Source organism: Streptomyces rishiriensis, assembly GCF_003112535.1.
GTDB classification, from domain to species: domain Bacteria; phylum Actinomycetota; class Actinomycetes; order Streptomycetales; family Streptomycetaceae; genus Streptomyces; species Streptomyces rishiriensis.
Window position 1 is genome coordinate 184,992 of sequence record NZ_BEWA01000010.1, and the last position, 20,059, is coordinate 205,050.

The 20,059-nt window shown below is 70.2% G+C and carries 20 protein-coding genes and 4 pseudogenes; 14 read left to right on the top strand and 10 right to left on the bottom strand.

Annotated features, from left to right (window positions below):
• Nucleotides 1-3 precede the first annotated feature (3 nt).
• A complete protein-coding gene (locus tag Sri02f_RS18425; RefSeq protein ID WP_109002401.1) occupies nucleotides 4-819 on the bottom strand; it encodes a nucleotidyl cyclase domain-containing protein in 816 nt (271 codons plus the stop codon).
• 384 nt (nucleotides 820-1,203) lie between these two features.
• Between Sri02f_RS18425 and Sri02f_RS41240 the strand changes: the two genes are divergently transcribed.
• A complete protein-coding gene (locus Sri02f_RS41240) occupies nucleotides 1,204-1,470 on the top strand; it encodes a hypothetical protein (protein ID WP_159106733.1) in 267 nt (88 codons plus the stop codon).
• Between the two features lie 52 nt (nucleotides 1,471-1,522).
• Here the strand turns inward: Sri02f_RS41240 and Sri02f_RS18435 are convergent, their stop codons facing one another.
• The gene (locus tag Sri02f_RS18435) at nucleotides 1,523-2,035 is read right to left on the bottom strand and encodes an ArsI/CadI family heavy metal resistance metalloenzyme (RefSeq protein ID WP_109002402.1); all 513 of its coding nucleotides are present in this window, start codon (nucleotides 2,033-2,035) and stop codon (nucleotides 1,523-1,525) included.
• 88 nt (nucleotides 2,036-2,123) lie between these two features.
• On the opposite strand from Sri02f_RS18435, the gene Sri02f_RS18440 reads away from it, so the two are divergent.
• The 4 genes from Sri02f_RS18440 to Sri02f_RS18455 are packed head-to-tail and all read left to right on the top strand — an operon-like array spanning nucleotide 2,124 to nucleotide 4,193.
• On the top strand, nucleotides 2,124-2,501 hold the full coding sequence (locus Sri02f_RS18440; RefSeq protein ID WP_167467571.1) for an ArsR/SmtB family transcription factor: 378 nt from the start codon (nucleotides 2,124-2,126) through the stop codon (nucleotides 2,499-2,501).
• A complete protein-coding gene (locus tag Sri02f_RS18445) occupies nucleotides 2,498-3,274 on the top strand; it encodes an aquaporin (protein WP_174855665.1) in 777 nt (258 codons plus the stop codon). Before Sri02f_RS18440 ends, Sri02f_RS18445 begins: the two co-directional genes overlap by 4 nt.
• Nucleotides 3,271-3,690: an arsenate reductase ArsC gene (locus Sri02f_RS18450; protein WP_069766920.1), complete on the top strand. Its 420-nt coding sequence runs from the start codon at nucleotides 3,271-3,273 to the stop codon at nucleotides 3,688-3,690. Before Sri02f_RS18445 ends, Sri02f_RS18450 begins: the two co-directional genes overlap by 4 nt.
• Nucleotides 3,691-3,719: 29 nt before the next feature.
• Nucleotides 3,720-4,193 (top strand): GNAT family N-acetyltransferase, encoded by a 474-nt coding sequence (locus tag Sri02f_RS18455; protein ID WP_109002435.1) that lies wholly within the window; start codon nucleotides 3,720-3,722, stop codon nucleotides 4,191-4,193.
• Between the two features lie 57 nt (nucleotides 4,194-4,250).
• Here Sri02f_RS18455 and Sri02f_RS18460 read toward each other — a convergent pair whose 3' ends face one another.
• Nucleotides 4,251-5,918 (bottom strand): eCIS core domain-containing protein, encoded by a 1,668-nt coding sequence (locus Sri02f_RS18460; protein ID WP_109002404.1) that lies wholly within the window; start codon nucleotides 5,916-5,918, stop codon nucleotides 4,251-4,253.
• A gap of 401 nt (nucleotides 5,919-6,319) precedes the next feature.
• Between Sri02f_RS18460 and Sri02f_RS42885 the strand changes: the two are divergent.
• A pseudogene (locus tag Sri02f_RS42885) lies at nucleotides 6,320-6,594 on the top strand (FAD-dependent monooxygenase); the annotation flags it as partial.
• Nucleotides 6,595-6,679: 85 nt separating this feature from the next.
• Nucleotides 6,680-6,913, top strand: a complete 234-nt coding sequence (locus tag Sri02f_RS44095; RefSeq protein WP_359445005.1) for a Tn3 family transposase — start codon at nucleotides 6,680-6,682, stop codon at nucleotides 6,911-6,913.
• Here Sri02f_RS44095 and Sri02f_RS44100 read toward each other — a convergent pair.
• Nucleotides 6,865-7,008, bottom strand: a pseudogene (locus tag Sri02f_RS44100) (MFS transporter); the annotation flags it as partial. The gene Sri02f_RS44095 and the pseudogene Sri02f_RS44100 sit on opposite strands and share 49 nt — an antisense overlap.
• Nucleotides 7,009-7,095: 87 nt before the next feature.
• On the opposite strand from Sri02f_RS44100, the gene Sri02f_RS44105 reads away from it, so the two are divergent.
• Together Sri02f_RS44105 and istB are read left to right on the top strand one after the other, a co-directional pair.
• On the top strand, nucleotides 7,096-7,326 hold the full coding sequence (locus tag Sri02f_RS44105; RefSeq protein ID WP_245970673.1) for a hypothetical protein: 231 nt from the start codon (nucleotides 7,096-7,098) through the stop codon (nucleotides 7,324-7,326).
• Nucleotides 7,323-8,132 (top strand): IS21-like element helper ATPase IstB, encoded by an 810-nt coding sequence (istB, locus tag Sri02f_RS18485; protein WP_245970674.1) that lies wholly within the window; start codon nucleotides 7,323-7,325, stop codon nucleotides 8,130-8,132. Before Sri02f_RS44105 ends, istB begins: the two co-directional genes overlap by 4 nt.
• A gap of 739 nt (nucleotides 8,133-8,871) precedes the next feature.
• On the opposite strand, the gene Sri02f_RS18490 is transcribed toward istB, so the two are convergent.
• On the bottom strand, nucleotides 8,872-9,456 hold the full coding sequence (locus tag Sri02f_RS18490) for a GNAT family N-acetyltransferase (RefSeq protein WP_109002407.1): 585 nt from the start codon (nucleotides 9,454-9,456) through the stop codon (nucleotides 8,872-8,874).
• 147 nt (nucleotides 9,457-9,603) lie between these two features.
• Nucleotides 9,604-10,164, bottom strand: coding sequence for a tautomerase family protein (locus Sri02f_RS18495; RefSeq protein ID WP_245970675.1), 561 nt, complete (start codon nucleotides 10,162-10,164; stop codon nucleotides 9,604-9,606).
• A 176-nt stretch (nucleotides 10,165-10,340) separates the two neighbouring features.
• On the opposite strand from Sri02f_RS18495, the gene Sri02f_RS18500 reads away from it, so the two are divergent.
• Nucleotides 10,341-10,895, top strand: coding sequence for a YrhB domain-containing protein (locus Sri02f_RS18500; protein ID WP_109002408.1), 555 nt, complete (start codon nucleotides 10,341-10,343; stop codon nucleotides 10,893-10,895).
• Nucleotides 10,896-11,525: 630 nt separating this feature from the next.
• Nucleotides 11,526-12,002, top strand: a pseudogene (locus tag Sri02f_RS18510) (sigma-70 family RNA polymerase sigma factor family protein); the annotation flags it as partial.
• A gap of 12 nt (nucleotides 12,003-12,014) precedes the next feature.
• Here Sri02f_RS18510 and Sri02f_RS18515 read toward each other — a convergent pair.
• A complete protein-coding gene (locus Sri02f_RS18515) occupies nucleotides 12,015-12,929 on the bottom strand; it encodes a DMT family transporter (protein ID WP_109002437.1) in 915 nt (304 codons plus the stop codon).
• A 21-nt stretch (nucleotides 12,930-12,950) separates the two neighbouring features.
• Between Sri02f_RS18515 and pdxR the strand changes: the two genes are divergently transcribed.
• Nucleotides 12,951-14,579, top strand: coding sequence for a MocR-like pyridoxine biosynthesis transcription factor PdxR (gene pdxR, locus Sri02f_RS18520; protein WP_109002409.1), 1,629 nt, complete (start codon nucleotides 12,951-12,953; stop codon nucleotides 14,577-14,579).
• Between the two features lie 288 nt (nucleotides 14,580-14,867).
• Here the strand turns inward: pdxR and Sri02f_RS42905 are convergent.
• Nucleotides 14,868-15,188 (bottom strand): annotated as a pseudogene (locus Sri02f_RS42905) (DEAD/DEAH box helicase family protein); the annotation flags it as partial.
• 43 nt (nucleotides 15,189-15,231) lie between these two features.
• On the opposite strand from Sri02f_RS42905, the gene Sri02f_RS18530 reads away from it, so the two are divergent.
• The gene (locus Sri02f_RS18530) at nucleotides 15,232-15,468 is read left to right on the top strand and encodes a hypothetical protein (protein WP_109002410.1); all 237 of its coding nucleotides are present in this window, start codon (nucleotides 15,232-15,234) and stop codon (nucleotides 15,466-15,468) included.
• 244 nt (nucleotides 15,469-15,712) lie between these two features.
• Here the strand turns inward: Sri02f_RS18530 and Sri02f_RS18535 are convergent, their stop codons facing one another.
• Nucleotides 15,713-16,426 carry an SDR family oxidoreductase gene (locus tag Sri02f_RS18535; RefSeq protein WP_109002411.1) on the bottom strand — a complete coding sequence of 238 codons (714 nt, stop codon included), beginning with the start codon at nucleotides 16,424-16,426 and terminating at the stop codon, nucleotides 15,713-15,715.
• 111 nt (nucleotides 16,427-16,537) lie between these two features.
• On the opposite strand from Sri02f_RS18535, the gene Sri02f_RS18540 reads away from it, so the two are divergent.
• Entirely contained in the window at nucleotides 16,538-17,365 is an 828-nt protein-coding gene (locus tag Sri02f_RS18540; protein WP_109002438.1) for a helix-turn-helix domain-containing protein, read from the top strand.
• A 481-nt stretch (nucleotides 17,366-17,846) separates the two neighbouring features.
• Here the strand turns inward: Sri02f_RS18540 and Sri02f_RS18545 are convergent, their stop codons facing one another.
• Nucleotides 17,847-19,268 (bottom strand): non-reducing end alpha-L-arabinofuranosidase family hydrolase, encoded by a 1,422-nt coding sequence (locus Sri02f_RS18545; RefSeq protein WP_109002412.1) that lies wholly within the window; start codon nucleotides 19,266-19,268, stop codon nucleotides 17,847-17,849.
• Nucleotides 19,269-20,059: the final 791 nt, after the last annotated feature.

Consider the following 20,059-nt stretch of genomic DNA (forward strand, 5'->3'; position numbering starts at 1 on the left):
GCGCTACCGCTCCGGAGTCTGTCGTGGCCAGTCGTCGTCCGGATCGTGTTCCGGCCCGGGCGGGGTGTGGCCCGAGGGGGCGTGGACTCCGTCCGACGGCCGTTCGAGGAGAATCGTCCCGTGGTCGTCGTGGTCGTCGTGGTCGTCGTGGTCGTCGTGGTCGGCCTCGACCAAGTCCGTGACGCGCGGCTCGTCCGTGTCCTGCGCCGCCTCCTCCGGGAAGGGCTCCGGCGGCCTGGGGTATCCGGGCAGTGTGACCCAACCCCGAAGCGTGCGGCCCTGCTTGGTGACGTAGTCCCTGGGACCGAAGGCCGCGGGGTCGAGGCCGCGAGAGCGGTCCTGGACCACCAACGAGCCGTAGAGGTCGTCCGGGACCACCAGCATCAGCCGGGCGCGGATCGCCCGGGCGAACACCCCGGTCACGGCGGCGGCCTCCACCAGCTCGGCAAGGTTCTCGACGACCCCGCCCGTCCACTGCGAACCCTCGACCGCCACGAGTCCCCGGCTGATCCCGACCCGCAGTCTCATGCGGTGACTGGCGTTGTGCGTCTCCAGGTGCGTCCGAAGATCGATGTCGAGGCTCGAGACGAACGGCTGCAACAGCCGGCCCGGGGAGACCGAGCCGGGGATCAGGATCAGCAGGCCGTCCCCGCGGTCCTGTCGCGGGCATCGGTCCGGGTCGAGCCCGGCGTGCGTGAGCGCGGACCCGGCCATGCTGTGCATGGCTTCACGCAGTCGTGAGCGGACGGCGTCGGGCCGCGAACCGAAGTCCTCGATGTCGAGCAGCACGATCCAGTGGGGGAGCGCCTCCCTCGTCATGTGCCTCCTCGTCGGCCGGGACCGGCCGGGCCGACCGCACCCGCGGAACCCGTGTGACCTTACGGGACCTGCGAGACCTGCGAGACCTGCGAGAGGATGTGTAGGACCCGCGAGACCTGTACGGCCGGCCGAGCGGCGACGCCGCGCCGGCTCTCACCACCGTAGCGATCCCCACCCGTCCGCCGTGGGGGAACGATCCCACTGGACAGGCGCGGTGTGCGAAGTGCACGGTCCGGACCGGGTGCAACCCACGCCGGGCTGGTGACAGACGAAGGATGTCCGCGCTCCGACGCCCTGCCGTCGTGGTAGGGGAAGGCCGGGCGACTCGCAGCCGCGCCTCGGTGCGCCCTGGCCGGAGCCGCCGAAGCGGAGGACGACGGAGACATGGCCGAGCACGACCACGAACAGGACGGCGTCGCCGAACCGGCGCGGCCGCCGCTCACTGCAGCGCACGCCCGGGAGGTGACGGCCGGGCTGCGCGAGGCGATGGACGACGTCCGGCGCTCCGCGACGGTGCTCGTCGCCCGGGTCCGCGACGCGCACGCCGCTTGCGTCCGGACACCCCTTGGACAAGTCGTCTTCCCTGTTGAAGCGGATCCAGTGGGTGCCGATGCAGAGGTCTCCTGCGCGGGCTGCTTGCCGACCGCCTGACGGTCGTGCGCGTGCTGCCTGCGCAGACGCCGCCCGGGAGGTGGCCGGTCAGCTAGCTAGCGCTAGCGCAAGCGCACCCGGCGGCCGCCTTGGCCTCGGCCGGGGTCCGGGAGGGGCTGAGGGCCTGCTCCTTGGGAGTGCAGCAGGCGATGGTGCCGCAGCAGGCGTCCGGGGCGATGCCGGTCTTCTCCAGGGTGTCGGCGTCGGCCTTGACCACGTAGACCTCCCACGGCTCCTTGCCCGGGCCGGTCACCCACACCTTGTCCTGCAGGGCGTAGCAGCAGGCGGTGTCGTTCTCCTCGAACGTGGCCAGGCCCGCTTCCTTGAGCTGGGTCGTGGCAGCGGTGACCTCCTCGGCGCTGGCGACCTCGACACCGAGGTGGTCCAGGCGGGTCTCCTCTCCGGCCTCGCCCTCGATGAGCACAAGCTTCAACGGGGGCTCGGTGACGGCGAAGTTGGCGTAGCCCTCGCGCCGCTTGGCGGGCTCGGTGCCGAACAGCTTGGAGTAGAAGGCGACCGAGCCTTCCAGGTCGGCGACGCGCAGGGCGAGCTGGACTCGGGACATGGCGGTCTCCCATCACAGGCGTGCTGTATCGACGCTTGTCGATACAGCCGAGCTTGCCACCTGGATAGACAGACGTCAACATAGAGTCATGTCGAAACAAGCTGATCTGCCGCTGCTCGGTCCGGACGTGACATGCTGCGCCCCGATGGTCCGTCAGCCGCTGGGTGAAGTGGACGCCATCGAGCTGTCGCGGATGTTCAAGGCGCTGTCGGACCCCATCCGGCTTCGGCTGCTGTCCCTGATCGCCTCCCACGAGGGCGGGGAGGCGTGCGTGTGCGACCTGATCGGCCCGTTCGACGTCTCCCAGCCGACCATCTCCCACCACCTGAAGGTGCTGCGCGAGGCCGGTCTGGTCGGCTCCGAGCGGCGGGGGACCTGGGTGTACTACTGGGTCCTCCCCGAGGCCCTGGCCAAGCTGTCCGCCCTGTTGCAGACCCCTGCCGTGCCCGCGAAGGCGTCCGCGTGAATGCCCCGGTGCCGCTGACACGGCGGGCGGCGGCCGAAGCCGTCGGGACGGCGGCGCTGGTGGCCGTGGTGGTCGGATCCGGGATTCAGGCGACTGAGCTGACCCGCGATGCCGGCCTGCAGCTGCTGGCCAACTCCCTGGCGACCGTCTTCGGCCTGGGCGTGCTCATCGCCCTGCTCGGCTCCGTGTCCGGGGCGCACTTCAACCCCGTCGTGACGCTCGCCGCCTGGTTCACTGGCCGCCGTACAGCCGACGGTCCCAGCCTGCGGGAGGTGGCCGCGTACGTGCCCGCGCAGATCGCCGGGGCCATCGGCGGCGCGGTCCTCGCCGACGCCATGTTCGCCCGGCCGCTGGTGCAATGGTCGACGCACGACCGGTCCGCCGGACATCTGTGGCTGGGCGAAGTGGTCGCCACCGCGGGACTGGTGTGGCTGATCTTCGGGCTGGCCCGGGCGGGCCGGGCGCACCTTGCGCCGGTGGCGGTCGCCTCCTACATCGGTGCCGCCTACTGGTTCACCTCCTCCACCGGCTTCGCCAACCCGGCGGTGACGATCGGGCGGGCTTTCACCGACACCTTCGCCGGCATCGCTCCCGCGTCCGTGGCCCCGTTCTTCGCCGCCCAGCTGGCCGGTGCCGGCGTGGGCCTGGTGCTGGTCGCCGTCACCTTCGGGCGTCCGGCGCCTGCAACCGGGGACGAGGTCGTCGTCCCGCACCGCGAGCAGCACCTCGCCGCCCCCGCCCGACCTGCTGAAGAAAGCGCCGTTGTCTCATGAGCACTTCTGCCGCCCCGTCCGTGCTGTTCGTCTGCGTGCACAACGCCGGCCGCTCCCAGATGGCCTCCGCCTTCCTCACCCATCTCGCCGGAGACCAGGTCCAGGTCCGCTCGGCCGGCTCCGCCCCCGCCGACGCCGTGAACACCGCCGTGGTGAAGGCCATGAAGGAGGTGGGCATCGACATCTCCGCGCAGATACCGAAGGTCCTCACTGCCGAGGCGGTCCAGGCCTCGGACGTGGTCATCACGATGGGCTGCGGGGACGCCTGCCCGTACTTCCCCGGCAAGCGGTACCTGGACTGGAAGCTGGACGATCCCGCCGGACAGGGAGTCGAGGCCGTCCGGCCGATCCGCGACGAGATCGAGCGGCGCATCCGCGGCCTGCTCGCCGAGCTCGGCATCGAGGTGACGTCGTGAGCACGGCCACCGGCGCCCGCGTCACGGTGATGCGGCCCGAGCACGCCGAGGCCGTCCTGGAGATCTACCAGCTCGGCATCGACCAGCAGAACGCCACTTTCGAGACCACCGTGCCGACCTGGGAAGCCTTCGACGCGGCCAAGCTGCCCGACCACCGCTTCGTCGCGTTGGACGACGACGGCCAGGTCCTGGGCTGGGCAGCGGTGGTGCCGGTGTCCGACCGGTGCGCGTACGCCGGGGTGGTCGAGCACTCCGTCTACGTCCATCCCGAGGCACGCTGCCGCGGTGTCGGACTTGCCCTGCTGACCGCTCTGATCTCCTCCACCGAGGCGGCGGGCATCTGGACGATCCAGTCCGGCGTCTTCCCCGAGAACATGGCCAGCCTCACCTTGCATCAGCGGGCCGGCTTCCGGGTCATCGGGACCCGCGAGCGCATCGGTCAGCACAACGGCCGGTGGCGCGACGTGGTCCTGATCGAACGCCGCAGTCCAGTCATCGACTGAGCTGCCAGGCGCTTTTTCGACCGTGGGCCACGGGGGCGGACGGGCGCCGCCGATCGGTCAGGCTCCGGACGTGTCCATCGCGTCGTCGCCGCTGGCGTCCGAGTCGGAGTCGGTGTTGTAGCCCCAGTGGACTCCGTTGGCGATGTTCTCCTCGTGGTCGGCGCAGAGCAGTTCGAGGGAGGCGAAGGTGCCGCCGGCCTGGGTGACCGCTGTGTCGATCTGCAGGGCGAGCATGTCGGCCTTCTCCAGCGAGTAGTTGGCCATGCCGACGTTGGCTGCCTTGCTCGGCCAGTAGGGGCCGGGGGAGACGCCGGTGCCCTGGTAGAGGGAGATGTAACAGGCGACGCAGGGGCGTTTGGTGCCCACGGTCGTGTCAGGGGTGACGGCACCCCGGGGCAGTGCCTGGGCCAGACGCCGTTCCGCGTGCAGGCCGTCCTGTTCCTTGTCCACCTGCGTGGGCACCTCGACCTTCGCGGACAGGGCCCCGATGATCGCCTGGTAGCCGTCGGACATCTCCTTCTTGCCCGTGAGCCGGCTGCCCGCCTTGTCCCGGTGCCGCTCGCTCCGGCCGTCCAGGGACTCGGAGGAGTTGTCGTCGATCAGCGCGTTGAGGAAGGCGGTACCGGTCTGCGTCTTCTCGGCGAGCGCGCGCAGGGCGTCGTTGGCCGCGTTCTTGTTCGACGAGATGTGCAACTGCGCTGCGTGGATGGTCGCCTGCACCTCTTCGGGAGCCTTGCCGCGGCTGTTCAGGTAGTTGAGGGCGAGGGTCGTGACCCAGCGCGTGCTCTGACGGCTGCGCTCCTCCTCCGCGTACGATCGCGGCTCCTTGAGGTTGGCCGAGTCGCCGTAGATCCGCGCCGCCGCGGTGCCCTTGAGGTTCTCCGCCTTCGACCTCTCGGACGGGTTTTCCGCCCGGATCGGCTTGTGGATGGTCAGACTCTGACTGGCTCCGTGCGCGATCCAGCCGAGGCTTTCCAACTCGCTTTTGAGGGCCTCGGCGACGGTCTTGCCCTTGGACTTCTTGCCGGCCCGCTTCTTGCCGCTGTCCTTCGGCATCCGCTGCACCGCCGCGCCGCTTTCGCCGCGCCCGCCCGCCGGCAGCTGCTGGACCACGCCGGCCCGCTGCACCGGCGCGGGACCCGACAGCGCGCGTACCGCGTTGGCCTCGGCGGCGCGCTCGAAACGGTCGGAGGGGTCGCTGACGCGCAGTCCGCTGCCGTTGTAGGTGCCCGCCACGGGACCGGAGCGTTGCTGGATGACGTGGGTCAACTCGTGGGCCAGCGTGTGCCGGTCCGCCCCGTCCCGGCCGATGACGACATGGCTGCCCGAGGTGTAGGCTCGCGCGCCGACCTCCGCCGCGGAGCGCTGGGCGGCCCCGTCGTCATGGACGCGCACATCGGAGAAGTCCGCCCCCAGTCGTGCCTCCATGTCGGCACGGACCTCGCCGTCCAGCGGCTTCCCCGGGCTGCGCAGGACGTCCGGGACCGTCGAGCGCTGGATGTCGGTGGTCTCCTCGCCGTGGCCGCAGCCAGGACCGTGCGCATGCCGCTGCTGGGCGACGAGTTGCACGGCGGCGGCGTTCCCGGCGCTGCGCTGGATCGACGCGATCGACAGCGGGGCGACTGAGGCCGGCGAGGCCGCGGAGAAGTGCGGCTTCCGGCTCCGCGCAGCGATCGCGGGCCGCGTCGCCGCGTCGTGTTCCGTATGGGCGTCGTGCGCGCGCATGCTTACCTGCTCACTCGTGTTCTTTCCGTAAAGCTCCCATGATCTGCGCGCTCCGACCGGTCGGGGAAGGTCCGCGCGGACAGACTGGCGGGCTACACGCGATGCCCTCGCCGGCGGATCCGACGGCGCGGCGCGGCGCCGTCGTGGAAGCCGTCGCCGCAGCGCAGGGGAGCGGGTGCTCCCCGGCCGGGGCCGAGGGACACTTCGCCGGGCGGTGATGTCGGTAGGGACGCGGCGTGATCGGAGGCGTCCGGCACAGCGGAGGACCTCTCGGCGGCGCCCGCGGAACAGGGCTCACTCGCGCCCCGTGGAGGCCACCCGTTCGGTGGCTCTGGCTGGGCGCAGGTCCGCGAGCCGCGTTTCATGGCGGGCCTGCGCCGGGACGGCTGACGCCGCCGTTGACCCACGTCTCCGGGGTGACGCTACTGGGTGATGCCGCCCATCTGATTCCCCCGTTGGGGGCGGGCGCGAACCTGGCGATGCTGGAAGGCGCCGAGTTCGCGGAGTCCATCGCCACCGGCCCTGAGAATGGGGACGAGACCGTCCGCGTCTTCGCGGAACAGATGTGGGCACGGGCGGCAGGTGGGCGAAGATCACGACGGCCGGTCTGAAACGCCTCGTGAGCCCGGCCCCCGCCGAAACTCTCGCCCTCTTCGACCAAGTCCCGCCATCCTGACTGCCGCGCTTCCTCTCCGGTGGGGAGGTGCTTCTATGCCTTTGGCCAGGGGGAAACAAGGCTGCGTTGAGCCCGGGTGCCGACGGTGTTGCTATCCGAGGCGTGCCACGTCGGGATGATTCCGGCCATCAAGCCGGACGTCTCGGAACTCACCCGGGGCCGCCTGGTCCAGGTTGATCAGAGCTACTTCCGGGCGGAGAACACCTCGGCGGGGAACGCGAGGTATATCGAGGCGCACTCGAAGATCGATGCACCCTCCCCCCGGGAGGATCATGGCGCTACGTTCGCGCTGTCTTGTGAGGCGTCTTCCTTGGAGTGAGGCTTCAGGACGTCGCGCCCACGCGTACGGTCCATCTCGCGCCATTTTGGCCGCAGTCCAGCCAGATTCGTGGTGAGGAAGTACGCGGCGCCGCAGACATCGTCACCGCCGGCCGCGCGGTGATCGCCCGGCACCGGCGGGCCGTCGATGGCGCGGGCCAGACCGTCCGGGACGCCGGGCACGTGATCGCGCTGGAACGGACGGTGCTGGCCGCCTTCACCGACCGGGCTCCGTGCAAGACCAAGGTCCGCCGCCCGCCCTCGGAGGCCGCGCTCGCGGAAGCCGAACGTCTTCGCGGCCGGGCCGCCGCCGGTGATCCGGCCGAACGGGTCGTGATCGACCTGTCCCACTATGCCGCCGTGGCCGACCGGCTGCGGACCGCCCCCAACTCCGAGGAGGAGAAAGCGGATTGAGTACGTCACCGATGCCGGTGAGCGAAGCACGCCGCTTCCAGCAGCTGCGGGGCCACCTGTCCTATCTCAAGCTCAACGATGCCGCCGAGGCCCTGAACTGGGTGCTGGACCAGGCCCGCACCGAGCGGATGTCGCTGACCGCGGCGCTGGAGCGGCTGCTGGAGATCGAGGTCGAGGCCACCGAGGCCCGCCGGCTCGCGGCCCGGGAACGCTTCGCCTGCCTGCCCGAGCCGTGGACCCTGTCCGATTTCGACTTCGCGGCCCAGCCCGGCGTCGACGAGAAACTCATCCGCGACCTGGCCACCCTCCGCTTCCTCGACGACGCCTCCAACGTCCTGTTCGTGGGGCCGCCCGGGGTGGGCAAGACGATGCTGTCCGTCGCCCTGGGACGAGCGGCGGTCGAAGCGGGCAATCGCGTCTACTTCACCACCGCGGCCGACCTGGCCGCCCGCTGCCACAAGGCCGCGCTGGAGGGCCGGTGGAAGACCTGCATGAACTTCTTCGCCGGCCCGAAACTTCTGATCATCGATGAACTGGGCTACCTCCCGCTGCCCGAGGACGGCGCATCCGCACTGTTCCAGGTGATCAACCAGCGGTATCTGAAATCAAGCACCATCCTGACGACCAATGTCGGTATCGCCGACTGGGCTACCGCTTTCGGCGACGCCACGGTCGCCGCCGCGATGCTCGACCGGCTCCTGCACCGGGCCGCAGTCGCCGGCATCGACGGCCCCTCCTACCGGCTCCGCGGCCACCAGAGGCAGGCCGAAACCATCCGAGCCGGGGTGAACGCCCGTGTCTCCTGACCAAACCCCCGACACCACCGAGGCCGAACCCGAGATGGCACGTCGCTGCCCGGTCTGCGAGACCGTCTTCACCGTCACCTACCCCTTCAGCCGACAGGTCTTCTGCTCACCCACCTGCAAGGTGGCCAACCGCAACAGCAAACCGGCCCGCCAGACTTGTCCGGTCTGCGAGAACGAGTTCACCACGACGGTCGCCCGCCGCCGGACCTACTGCTCGGAAGAGTGCCGCAGCGATGGCCGCACCAGCGACGACATCCGGGATCGGCGCGTCTGCCTGGTCTGCAACGGCTCCTTCGAGGCCCTGAAACCACCCGCCAGATCTACTGTTCCCCGGCCTGCCGCAAAGACGCCGAGCGCCGCCGCGACCAGGCAAGAGACGAAGACCGCGCACGTCGTCTCGGTGAGACCACTTCTCTGCCGTCATGGCCCGAGTTGCCTCCGCCCTCCAAACCTCTCAGCCGACCCCTCGCGCGTCAGCAAGTGGCCGCGGAACGTGACCCGCTGGAACCGACCGCGACCCGCAACTGTCCCCACTGCCAGCAGCCGGTCACCATCGTCGCGCTTCTCGCGACCCCCGAAGCCGCCCGCCCTTCCGTCCCTACCACCAGCCCCGACATCGTTCCGCTGCGAAGGACACCGTGACCCTGCCACCCGACCGTCACTGATCACTGGGCTCGCCGGCCTGACGGCCGGCGAGCCCAGTGGCTTTGCCATCGACGAATGAACTCAGCGCCCCGGATCAAGCGGTCGTCTTGGCGGCGATCCTGGTGCGCAGCGTTTCGCGGACGGTGGGCCACTCGTCTGCGAGCAGGCTGTAATACAGCGAGTCGCGGCGGGTGCCGTCCTGGCGCAGCATATGGCTGCGCAGGGTCCCTTCATAGACCAGGCCCAGACGGGCCAGAGCGTGCTGGGAACGGACATTCAGATTGTCAGTGCGTAGAGCGAGCCTGGCGAGGCGCAGGTCATCGAAGGCATGACTGAACAGCAACAGCTTGCTCTCAGCGTTGTATGGGCCTCCCCAACAAGATCGATCGAACCAGGTCGCGCCGACTTCGGCGCGGCTCTCGTCCAGGTCAATGTCATACAGGCTGGTCGAACCGATCACTGTGTCGTCGTCACAACGTTGCACCGCGAAGCACCGCCGAGCCGGGTCCGCGAGCATCTGGCTCAGCATCTCGCGCATCTGCACCACAGACTCAGGACGAGGCCGTGGCATCCACCGCCATACCTCGGGGTCGGATGCAGCAGGGAAGAGATCTTCGGCATGGTCGGTGGATAACGGGACGAGGCGGACCTCACTACCGACGAGAGCGTTGGTGTTCACCGCGACACACTAGAACGAAGAGCCCACGAACTGCTTCCGAAGCAGGGCCACTCACGATCTTCGCTCCCCACTCTCCCCACACACTTCAAGATTCTCCGAAGTGAGGCGAGGAGCAACTCCGTTCGTTTTCAAGAATCGCCATCATGATCACCCACCGCCACGTCCAACGGCTTTGTTAGGAACAGTTATGCGCCCACCCGGCCTGACGCAGGTGGACGCACATGCCTGGATCACGCGCCGAGGTGGGCGCGGACGGCCGTGGCCTTCTCCTCGGTGAACACGCCCGTTGTCGAGGAGCGGGAGGACGGACAGTACGCCGCCGCTGGAGCCCCAGCTGCCCTCGTCGATGACGCGGAAGTTGACCCACCAGGTCGGCGACGGCTTTTCGAGGCCGCAGGCGTCGGCCGGCGCCGCCAGCAGGCGCTCGATGACCTCGGTCCTGACCTCCTGGCGCCAGTCCCCGTCCATCACCGCCACGTCGATCACCATGACGTCGGCCTCCGGGCCGAGGTCCGCGAGCAGCCGCCCGCCGATCGCCATCATGTCCGGCTGGCGCTCGACGAAGTGCACCTGGAAGCCGACCCGCGCGGGCGGAGCGAACTGCCCCACCTCGGGCACGAGGACCGCGTCCGTCAGTGTCTCGGCCAGCTTGCGGCGCCGCTCCAGGCTCAGGCGCCCGGTCGGCGTGTTCACGGTAATGATCGTCATGGCATTCTCCTATGACAGTCGTCATGAACGGCCTTCAGGGTGCACGGGCCTATAACGACTGTCATATCGAGACCGTCGACCGGACTGTGGTAAGGGTCCGTCAGGCCCCTCGTGCATGGCGCTGCGCCGGGCGAATTCGCTGGTAGGTGGAGGGGCCTGTACGGGATGCTCCACGCGTGATCGAGCGAGAAGCCGCCGTTCGGGCTGTCGAAGAGCAACTGGAGCGCGAATATCGGCAGTGGCGGGCTGTGAGCGCGGAGGCGGTGCGGATGGCTGTGGTCCGTGTCAAGGAGCACGAGCTGGTGTGGATCGTCTCCTGGCAGTCCGAGGACTTCGTACGCACTCGGAACTCGAAGTACGCGCTGATTGGCAATGGGCCGTATCTGGTCGACCGCGTCGACGGGGGACTGCACCAGATCGGCGTCGTCTCCGCGGTGACCGGGGAGTGGGAGGCCGACTACCGGGCTCGGATACGTGGGCTGCCGGTGCGTACTGCAGTGGACGATCTACACGATGCGCTCCGCGGAGTCGCCGTTCAGCGCGGACGGATGCATGCTGTGCGGACATTGCGCCAGAGGCTGCCTGTGCTCTCGCCCGCGGAAGCCCTCGAGTACGTGGGCGCGTTGCTGGAGGGTGATGCACCCGCCCACCAGGTGGCCGTCGCCACCAAGGAACTGGTGGAGCCCCTCAACCCGGTGCTTACGGTGAAGACCATTCGGGCGGAGCGGTGATCCGAGCCGGTCAGAGACCCGAAGGGTGACTGAAGATCCACGGCCCCCCCGGGGACGCTGCGGACGCTGGGTGACGATCCGAACCAGTGGGACATTGCCCAACGCGTCGACCAGCAAGACGCCAATGGAATGAAGCTGGTGGAAGCTGCTCCGCAGGTCGCCGGTTGTGCCAGCGCCCAGAGCAGCCGCCACTTCGTGGAGAGGAACGAGGGTCACCCCCTTGCCTCCGGGACTGAGAGGGAGCGAGCCCGTATCCAGGGCGATGTCGAGCGCGGCGGCCTGCTTGGGCCACCGCACCGGCGTGCTGGGGTCGCAGGCGCGCGAGACGCCTCATGAGGTCGATCGCCTCGTCGGACAAGTGGGGGTCGTCGGCGACTGCCTCCGCGGTGAAGTCCGAGGCGATCGACAGCCACTCGTCGTAGCCCGGAGGCTGTAGCTGCTGCCGGGTAGACGCCCCGCTTCTCCGACGTCCCGGCTTCCGGGGCTTGAGACACCCCCCGGAAGCGGCCCCTGGGGCGCCCCGGCGCCGGCCTCTGGGAGGGGAGGGAGGGGAGGCTCGGAAGAGCTCCACTTCGTCCAGCGGCTGCGGCTGCACCAGCTCGCGGCCGGCCAGGAGATCGAGGCTCCACAGCTCGCCGACGTCTTTGTGAGCACAGGGATACGGCTGCGCTTGGCCCGGTATCCGCCCGCAGGATCGTCGAGGAATTCCTCGACGCTGCCTCCTCAGGCCGCACCGAACGACTGGTGGCGCTGCTCACCGACGATGCGACCGCGATCGCCGACTCCAACGGCGCCGGCGCTGCCCAGACGCTGCTGCGATACGACACTCCGCAGCGCATCGCCGCCATCGCACGGGCTGGTTTCACACCCACACCCGTGAAACGGCGACTTGCAGGCGGCACGCCCGCCATCCACTACGAGCTCGTCAACGGCGTCCCCGCCATCATCTTCGTCATCGGCGACCAGGTCATCGGCGCCGTGACGTTCGACCTCACAGGCGGCAGGATCGCAACCGTGCGCGGCATCGCCGCCCCCACCCGCCTCGCCCGCCTGACCGCAGCTTGGCGGCAGCACGGTCCGGACACGCCGCTCGTCACCCAGTGGTGACCCGACACGGGCTCAACCCACCACAGGACCGACAGGGGTTCTCTCCGCGGCGGGCAGCACTCGTGGCCGCAGGCCGACCACCAGGCCGGTGATCACCACGGCGATGCCCAGCCAGACCGACGGCCCCGGCACACCCGTTCCCGAGACGGCGCCGACGACCGCGGCCGCCAGAGGTGCGATGCCGGTGAGCAGCCCGGCCCGTCCGGCCCCGACGGAACGGACCGTCGAGTACCACAGGACGAACGCGACTGCCGTCACCAGCAGCGTCAGAAAGCCGACGGCCGCCCACTGGACCCCGGTCAGCCCCCGCACGGCCGAAGGCCCTTCCCACATCATGCCGAGGACGGCCAGCAGCACTCCGCCCAGCCAGGTCGCGTGCACGGACACGCCCCACGGGGTGTGCCGTCCCAGCACCGGCACCGCCAGCAGCGTGAACGCCGCCTCGCAGCCCAGGGCCAGCGCCGCCCAGGCCACCCCGACCGCGTCGGTCCGGCCCGTCCCCTCCACCAGCACCGCGCCCGCCATCACCACGGGCGCCGCCAGCAGGACCTGCCGGCTGGGCCTGCGCCGCTCCAGCAGTGGGCCGATCACCCCGAGCAGCAGGGGGACGCACGCCACCGCGACGGCGATCACCGCGGGCTCCGCATGTGCGACGCCACGGACCACGGCCACGTTGAACAGCACCAGTCCGGTGACGGCGAGCCCCACCAGCCACAGCCACTCCCGTCCGCGCGGCCACACCAGACGGGTACCGGCGAGCCGGGCCATGACCACGAGGATCGCGGTCGCGGCCACATATCGGACGGCCTGGGTACTGAACAGCGGGGCGCCCACGAGGGTGTGCGAGACGGTGACGCTGCTGCCGACGAGTGTCATCCCGACCATGCCGGGGACGAGCCGGGCGAACGAGGGGGAGGGGGTGTCCATGCCGTCCACCCTGCCCGCACAATGGACGTCATGGGCAGGTCCACAACCCCACCGTCACAGGGGTCCAAAGAGCCGCAGCCGGGCATCGGCTCGGACTTCCTCCAACTGGACATCGGTCAGGCGCCGCCCGGCGGCCGTACCGCCTGGCTCGCCGACAGCCTGCGGTCCGCCATCGCCGACGGCAGGCTGCCCGTCGGCACCCGGCTGCCCGCCAGCCGCGTCCTCGCCGAAGAGCTGCGCGTCACCAGAGGCGTGGTCACCGAGGCCTACCGACGGCTCGCCGAGTCGGGCCAGATCGCCGGCCGCGGCCGGCTCGGCACGGTCGTCGTGGCGGCACCCGCCGAGCCCCGGGGCCGCATCCACACCGCGAACGGTCCCGCACACCCCGGCGATCCCCACAACCTCTCCGGCCCGGCACCGGCCGAGCACACGCACGGCCTTCCCGGCCCCGCACCCGGCGCCCCCACCCGAGCCGCGTCCGAACCCGGTCACCCGCTCTTCGGATCGGCGGTCCGCGAGGGAGTCGTCGACGCCCTGCGCGCCCTCTCGTGCCGCATCGACCTCTCCCCGGGCCTGCCCGACCTCGCCGCCTTCCCCCGCACCGCCTGGCTGCGCGCCGAGCGAGCCGTCCTCGCGGGCGTCACCCCGGCCGACTTCGGTTACGGCGATCCCCGGGGCGCCCCCGCCCTGCGGCGGGCCGTCGTCGGCTGGCTGGCCCGCAACCGCGGCATCCGCGCCGACCCGGACGAGGTCGTGATCGTCGCCGGTGTGGCACAGGCCTTCGCCCTGCTCGGGCAGCTCCTGCGGGCCGACGGCATCCGCCGTGTCGCCGTCGAGGACCCCGGATCCCTGGGCGCCCGCCAGCAGTTGGAGTACAGCGGCCACACCGTCGTCCCCGTCCCTGTGGACGCGGGCGGCCTCGACGTCGGCGCGCTGCGCGCCAGCGGTGCCAAGGCGGTGCTGTCGACCCCGGCCCACCAGTTCCCCACCGGCGTCGTCCTCGACGGGGAACGCCGGCGCGAGCTGCTGAACTGGGCGGCCGAGGGCGGGGTGGTGATCGAGGACGACTACGACGCCGAGCACCGCTACGACCGGCCGCCGGTGCCGGCCCTGCGCTCGCTGATGTCCGACGGCGTCTGCTACGCGGGCAGTGTCTCCAAACTGCTCGCGCCCGCGCTCCGGGTGGGCTGGCTGCTCGTCCCGCCGGACCGGCTGGACGCCGTCGTGACGGCCAAGCGCTACGCCGACCTCGGCAACGGCATCCTCACCCAGCTGGTCCTCGCACGGCTGATGGACTCCGGCGAGTTGGAACGGCATCTGCGCCATGTCCGGCTGCGCCACCGCAGACGCCGGGACGCCATGCTGCGGGCCGTCGAGACACATCTGCCCGGCGCCCGCGTGCACGGGGCCGCCGCGGGCTTGCACCTCATGGTCACCTTCGACGAGACGGGGACCGGCATCCGCGACACCGACCTCGCCGCGGCCGCGCTCGCCCGGGGCGTCAAGGCGCACCCGCTGTCCTGGCACCGGATCTGCCCCGGAGCACCCGGTCTGGTCCTCGGTTACGCGGCGGGCGCCGCCCACGAGATCGACGAGGGCATCGCCCTCATCGGCGAGGTTCTGAACGAGGGACTCGCGGTGCCCGCGTGAAGGGCCGTGTTCAACGGCCGGGCGCCGCGCCGCTGCTCGCGCGGTCGCCGAACAGCGGCTCGGGGACCGGGGCGCCGACCGCTTCCAGAGTCGACCGCCAGCTCGACAGCCGGTGGTCGGCGGAGCTCCAGCCGCTGGGGCCCGCGATGTGCCAGACAGTCAGGTGGCGGGCCCAGCAGATGCTCCGTGGCCTTGCGCGCGCCCTCCCGGGAGTCGCCGGTGACCCGCTCGGTCTCGGCGTCGATGCCGTTCTCCAGCACCACGAGCGGGGTGTCCAGGCGGGTGTCCGGTCGTGGTGCGCACCCCGAGTTCGTTCAGCGAGCACATCGCGACCATGGGGGAGCGGTGGCCCACCGCCCACCGCCCGCCGCGCGTGGGCGGTCTGCACGCGCAGGTCCAGGGTCGGTGCGGTCACGAGGATCCGGCCGCCGGGGAAGCACTCCCTCCACCGGGCACGCGACAAGTGGTCATCGTCTTACCGGGCCCGGTCGCGGACACGATCGTGCCCCGGGCCTCCTGCGGGGGGCGCAGATGACCTTGCAGGGAATCCCACCCACTACGGAACGCCGACTTCTGGTCTATCTGGTGTTCTCGGAGGCTGATGCGCACGTCGCGGGGAGGGGCCCAGTCGTGCACGGCTTAGGGTCCGTATGTGGCACACACCTTCGAAGAACTCGTGGAGAAGCAACGCGGCGCCGACCAGGCGCACGCGACCGCGCAAGCCCTACGCATCAAAGGCGATCCGGCCGCTTACGAGGCCGCATGGCAGGTATGGCGCGACCTCGCCCAAGACGTGCAGGGCGCAGTCGCCGTACACGCGAGAGAGCAGGGTGTGATGCGGGCCGGCGTGGAGCTCGAAGTGAAGAGGGCGGTCCGCCACCCCGAGTAGCGAGCGCGCAGCTGCGCCCTCGATCAGGACAGGGCTGCCGACGCTCCCGGTATTTCGCGGCGCACCGTCGAGCGCTACATCGAGGGCCAGATCCGCCGGCCCCGCGCCGACCTTGTCCAGTGCCTGGAAGGCGCCGTCGCGCCCGCCGGCAGGCCTGCGTCCGCGTATTCGCCCGCCGCCAGGCCGCGACCACTACCGGCCTGGTCGGATGAGGGGCGCTGGCGCCGGGCGCCTCGGTACCGGATCAGGTGAGGCGGTGTCCTCCATCGATGTGCAGGACGGTCCCGGTGATGAATCCGTTGCGCATCACCGACAAAAATGCCTGGGCGATGTCGTCAGGGGTGCCGACGCGGCGTGCCGGGAGTCGTGCGGCCAGCTCGGCGAAGGCTGCTTGTTTGTCCATGCCGAGTTGGTCCCAGATGGGGGTGTCCACCCAGCCGGGGGAGATGACGTTCACTCGCACGGGGGCCAGTTCGATCGCCAGCCCGTACGCCAGTGACGCGAGCGCGCCGTTGGCCGCCGCCATGATGGTGTTCGACCCGTTCGGCCGGTAGGCGTTGATGCCCGAGGTATAGGTGATCGAGCCGGTGACTCGTCCGGTCGCGTGTTTGCCGACCAGCCAGGCACCGAGCAGCTTGGTTTCGACGATGGCCCGTGCGGTCGCGGTGGCTACGTCGGCGGTCCGCCCGTACACACCGGTCGCGTCCGCAGCGGTGACCGCCACGTGCTCCACGCGCTCCACCTGTGCGAACAGTTCGGCCACGTCCTCCTCCCGCCCCATGTCGGCCGTGATCGTGGTGATCTTCCCGTGACCGGGGCGTTCCAGTTCCGCCCGGGCCGTCGCTAGCCGGCCCGCGGATCGGCCGACGATCGTCACATTCATGTTCTCAGCGAGCAGAGTGCGGGCCAGGGCAAAACCCATGCCGGATCCGCCACCGATGATGATCGCGTCAGTCATGATGCGAGGCTGCGCCGCCGGGCCGGTTCCGGGAAGGCCGTGTGAATCCTGGGTGTGCCACGGCCACCCAGGAAGGCATCGGTCGGTGGCAGACTCGAAGCCGTGAACGCCATGGCCGACTTCCTTCGGATCCGGCGCGGGCGGATCGGCCCGGCCGACGTCGGGCTGCCCACCGGCCCGGGCGCCCGGCGCACACCCGGGCTGCGCCGAGAGGAGTTGGCGGCGCTGGCCGGCGTGAGCGTGGACTACTACATCCGGATCGAGCAGGGGCGGGAGAGCGCGCCCAGCGACGCGGTACTGGGCGCGTTGGCCCGAGCCCTGCGGCTCACCGCCGACGAGCACTCCCACTTGCTCGGCCTGGCCGACCAAGTCGCCGGGCGGACGCCTCGCCGCCGTCCAGCCGACCCGCGGCCGGCCAGCCCTGGCCTGCGGCTGCTGCTGGAGTCGGTCCGGCCCAGCCCGGCGTACGTACTGGACGATGTCAACGACGTGCTGGCCTCGAATCCGGAGGGCCTTGCGCTGATGCCGGGACTCGGCGACTGGCCGCCCGCACAGCGCAACACGATTCGGTACACCTTCCTGCATGCGACCGCGCGGACCCTTTTCGCCGACTGGGACCGGGTGGCACGTAACTGTGTCGCGCACCTGCACACCGCCGAACTGACAGCCCCGGAGCGGACTGCCGCGCTGGTTGCCGAACTGGCAGCGGTCAGCGGCGAGTTCGCCGCTCTGTGGCGCCGGCACGAGGTATGGGTCAAGCGCGCCGGTCAGACCGCGTTCCGGCACCCGGTGATCGGCCCGATAACCCTCGCCAACGAGGTGCTCAGCCCCGCTGGCGAGGGCCAGCGCCTGCTGATCTACCAGGCCCCGCCCGGCACGGCCGAGCACGACTCGCTGGTCCTGCTGGCAATGACCGCCGAGGACGTGGGAACCCCGTGAACTCGCAGTCGAGGACGTGATCTGACGAGCAGCAGCCGCTGACACCGCAGCTGCCCGGCCGTGCGGCACCGCGAATACCGAAATGCTCCAAGCCGGACCGCGGAACCGCTCCACCCTGTCCGGGTCGGCGAGCGCGGAAGACGCCGACGGAGACGAGGCCGGCCGTGTCAGGACCTCTTGAGTCAGGTTGCCACCTGGCGGGAGCACGCCGTCACTCGGCCCGCCGGCGGGCCCCGGCCCCGCGGAGGCCGCCGGACGAGCGTGATGAGTCGGGGGGCGCGCCGGCAGCCCGGAAGGCGTCGTCGGCTGGGCTCCTTGGCCGCCGTGCAGGGCCACAACCGGGGGGACCCCAACCGAAGCACGGCTGGGGTCCCTCTGGGCGGTGAGCATCGGTCAGCAGGTGAAGTCGCCCGCGCCGTGAACCGCTCGTCCACGCGCCGGCGGACCACACCGGGGTGCGATCATCCGTGGATGGGCAGGATCAGCGCTGCAGGGTGAGGACACCCGGCCGCCAGGGCAGTTGGTCGTAAGGGCCGCCCGCGGTGGGGGACTTGCCCTGGTAGAGCAACTGCAGGTTGCACGGGTCGATGGTCATGGTCTGGTCGGGGTTGTTGCGGACCAGGTCACCGTGGCTGATGTCGTTGGTCCAGTTGGCGCCGCTGTTGGCCTTGCCCGCGAAGGGGTTGTTCTCGGTGGCGGCCTGCGGGGTCCACGAGCCGTTCAGGCTGGAGGCCGTGAACGAGCGGAAGTAGCGCTGCTCGTTCGCACCCCGAGCCTCGACGATCATGAGGTACTGGTTCTGGCCCTGGACCTTGTAGACCTGGGGCGCCTCGAAGAGGTTCTTCACCGTGTCGCTCATGACGGTCGTGTACGAGGAGCCGAAGTTGCCCGGGAAGTTCCCGATCGGCATGCTCGCCCGGTAGATGTTGCCGTTGTCGCCGGCGAAGAACAGGTACATGTTCTGGCCGTCGGCGATCAGGGTCTGGTCGATCGGGGCGGAGCCGGGGACGCTGCCCGTGAACAGCGGCTGCGGCGCGGACCAGCCGTTGGGGTTCGTCGGGTCGCTCGACGTGCGGTAGATGAAGGGCCACGCACCCCACTGGTACGCAAGCACCCAGATGTTCTTGGGCGCGAAGTAGAACAGCGTGGGCGCCACCGTGGACTGGCTCATGCCGGTCTGGCCGGCCGACGCCATGTCCGACCAGTTCGTGAAGGGCTTGAAAGCCATCGAACCGTACGACGAACCCGACACGTTCGACGCGTAGACCAGGTGCTTGCCCTGATACACCACGTTGGTGAAGTCCTTCAGCGAGACCCACCCGTTCGCCGGCTGCGCCAGCGCGCCCGTCGACGTCCACCGGTAGGTCGAGGGAAGCGAGCACGGGCCGTCTGGCGGAGTTGTCCCGGACAGACCGGTCCACTTCTGGTTGCTGCCGCCGTTGCACGTCCAGATCTCCATCGCCGTGCCGTTGGCGGTGCCGTGGCCCGTGACGTCCAGACACAGCCCGGACTCCACGCCGACGATCGTGCCGTCGGCGTTCACCCGCCACTGCTGGTTGGCCCCGCCGCTGCACGCCCAGATCTGCACCCGGGTACCGGCCGCGGTGGCATGGCCCGGAACGTCCAGGCACTTGTTGCCGTACACGGTCAACTGGTTGCTGTCCGTTGCCGTCCACTGCTGGTTGGCCGCGCCCGAGCAGTCGTAGATCTGCAGGTACGTGCCATCGGTCTGGCTGGAGTTCGGCACGTCGAGACACCGGCCGGAACCGACACCGCGCAGGGCACCGCTCGTGGCCGCCTCGGCCGGGTTGGCGACGAGCGCGGCCGCCAACGCGATCAGTACCGTGACCGCAGCGGCGAGCACCACAGACAGACGTCTGCGGCTGAAACTTGGTCTGCGCATGAGGACCTCGTCATCCTTGAGTACGCGGTTCCGGCCGGCCCCGTCGGAGGCTGTCCGGACTGTCGATGGGGTGAGCTTCACGGCCGTCCGTCAGCGCCGGCCGACCCCTGAGGGCTTCCGGGCGCCGCGAGACCATCGGGACATCCGGTGGCGCCCGGTGCGTCCTGGCTGCGCAACGCACCGGCCTGCGCAGTCCGTCGCCCGTCGTGGTGCCGGCCCGACGTACGGCGGCCCCCCGTGCACACCGCGAGCCATTCGCGCTCTGATCGGGCCTCCGGGCCCGCGCGGGACGGCACGCTCCGGAGCGTGCACGGCATTCTCCGGGCTAGGGGAGCTTGGGCAATCGAACGACTCAACGGCATGCCGTGCTCCGCTTGCAGAGGGCTTCGGGCGTCAGCGCACGAGGCGCCCATTGGTGCGTGACAGCGGGAATCATTGATGAGGTCATGACATATACATCGGCGGCATGCTCCTTCGGGCTTCGGCCGTTGCGGTGGTGCGGGATCCGGAGGTGCTCTGCTGTGCTGATGGGGCGTGGCGACTCTGGCATGTCCGTCATGTCGAACAAGGGTCGGATCGTCGAGCAATCAGGATGATAGGGAACCGGTGGACGGGGTCAATACTTCCCGCATGATTCGCGAACGGTGTCGAAACATTCGTGGGACTTTAAGGGTGATACGCCGCGTACCGAGCCGGTCGAACGCCCACCAGGCGAGAGGTCAACTCGAAGAATCCCGCCCCGATTTCCCGCCCCGAATTTCCCGTCCGGGCGCAGGCCGCCGTCTCACGCG

Excerpts from the sequence above, each read along its gene's own strand:
- Sri02f_RS18425 (WP_109002401.1), bottom strand. The coding sequence starts at position 819 with ATGACGAGGGAGGCGCTCCCCCACTGGATCGTGCTGCTCGACATCGAG.
- Sri02f_RS41240 (WP_159106733.1), top strand. The coding sequence starts at position 1,204 with ATGGCCGAGCACGACCACGAACAGGACGGCGTCGCCGAACCGGCGCGG.
- Sri02f_RS18435 (WP_109002402.1), bottom strand. The coding sequence starts at position 2,035 with ATGTCCCGAGTCCAGCTCGCCCTGCGCGTCGCCGACCTGGAAGGCTCG.
- Sri02f_RS18440 (WP_167467571.1), top strand. The coding sequence starts at position 2,124 with ATGTCGAAACAAGCTGATCTGCCGCTGCTCGGTCCGGACGTGACATGC.
- Sri02f_RS18450 (WP_069766920.1), top strand. The coding sequence starts at position 3,271 with ATGAGCACTTCTGCCGCCCCGTCCGTGCTGTTCGTCTGCGTGCACAAC.
- Sri02f_RS18455 (WP_109002435.1), top strand. The coding sequence starts at position 3,720 with ATGCGGCCCGAGCACGCCGAGGCCGTCCTGGAGATCTACCAGCTCGGC.
- Sri02f_RS18460 (WP_109002404.1), bottom strand. The coding sequence starts at position 5,918 with ATGCGCGCGCACGACGCCCATACGGAACACGACGCGGCGACGCGGCCC.
- Sri02f_RS18495 (WP_245970675.1), bottom strand. The coding sequence starts at position 10,164 with ATGACGATCATTACCGTGAACACGCCGACCGGGCGCCTGAGCCTGGAG.
- Sri02f_RS18515 (WP_109002437.1), bottom strand. The coding sequence starts at position 12,929 with ATGGACACCCCCTCCCCCTCGTTCGCCCGGCTCGTCCCCGGCATGGTC.
- pdxR (WP_109002409.1), top strand. The coding sequence starts at position 12,951 with ATGGACGTCATGGGCAGGTCCACAACCCCACCGTCACAGGGGTCCAAA.
- Sri02f_RS18535 (WP_109002411.1), bottom strand. The coding sequence starts at position 16,426 with ATGACTGACGCGATCATCATCGGTGGCGGATCCGGCATGGGTTTTGCC.
- Sri02f_RS18540 (WP_109002438.1), top strand. The coding sequence starts at position 16,538 with ATGGCCGACTTCCTTCGGATCCGGCGCGGGCGGATCGGCCCGGCCGAC.
- Sri02f_RS18545 (WP_109002412.1), bottom strand. The coding sequence starts at position 19,268 with ATGCGCAGACCAAGTTTCAGCCGCAGACGTCTGTCTGTGGTGCTCGCC.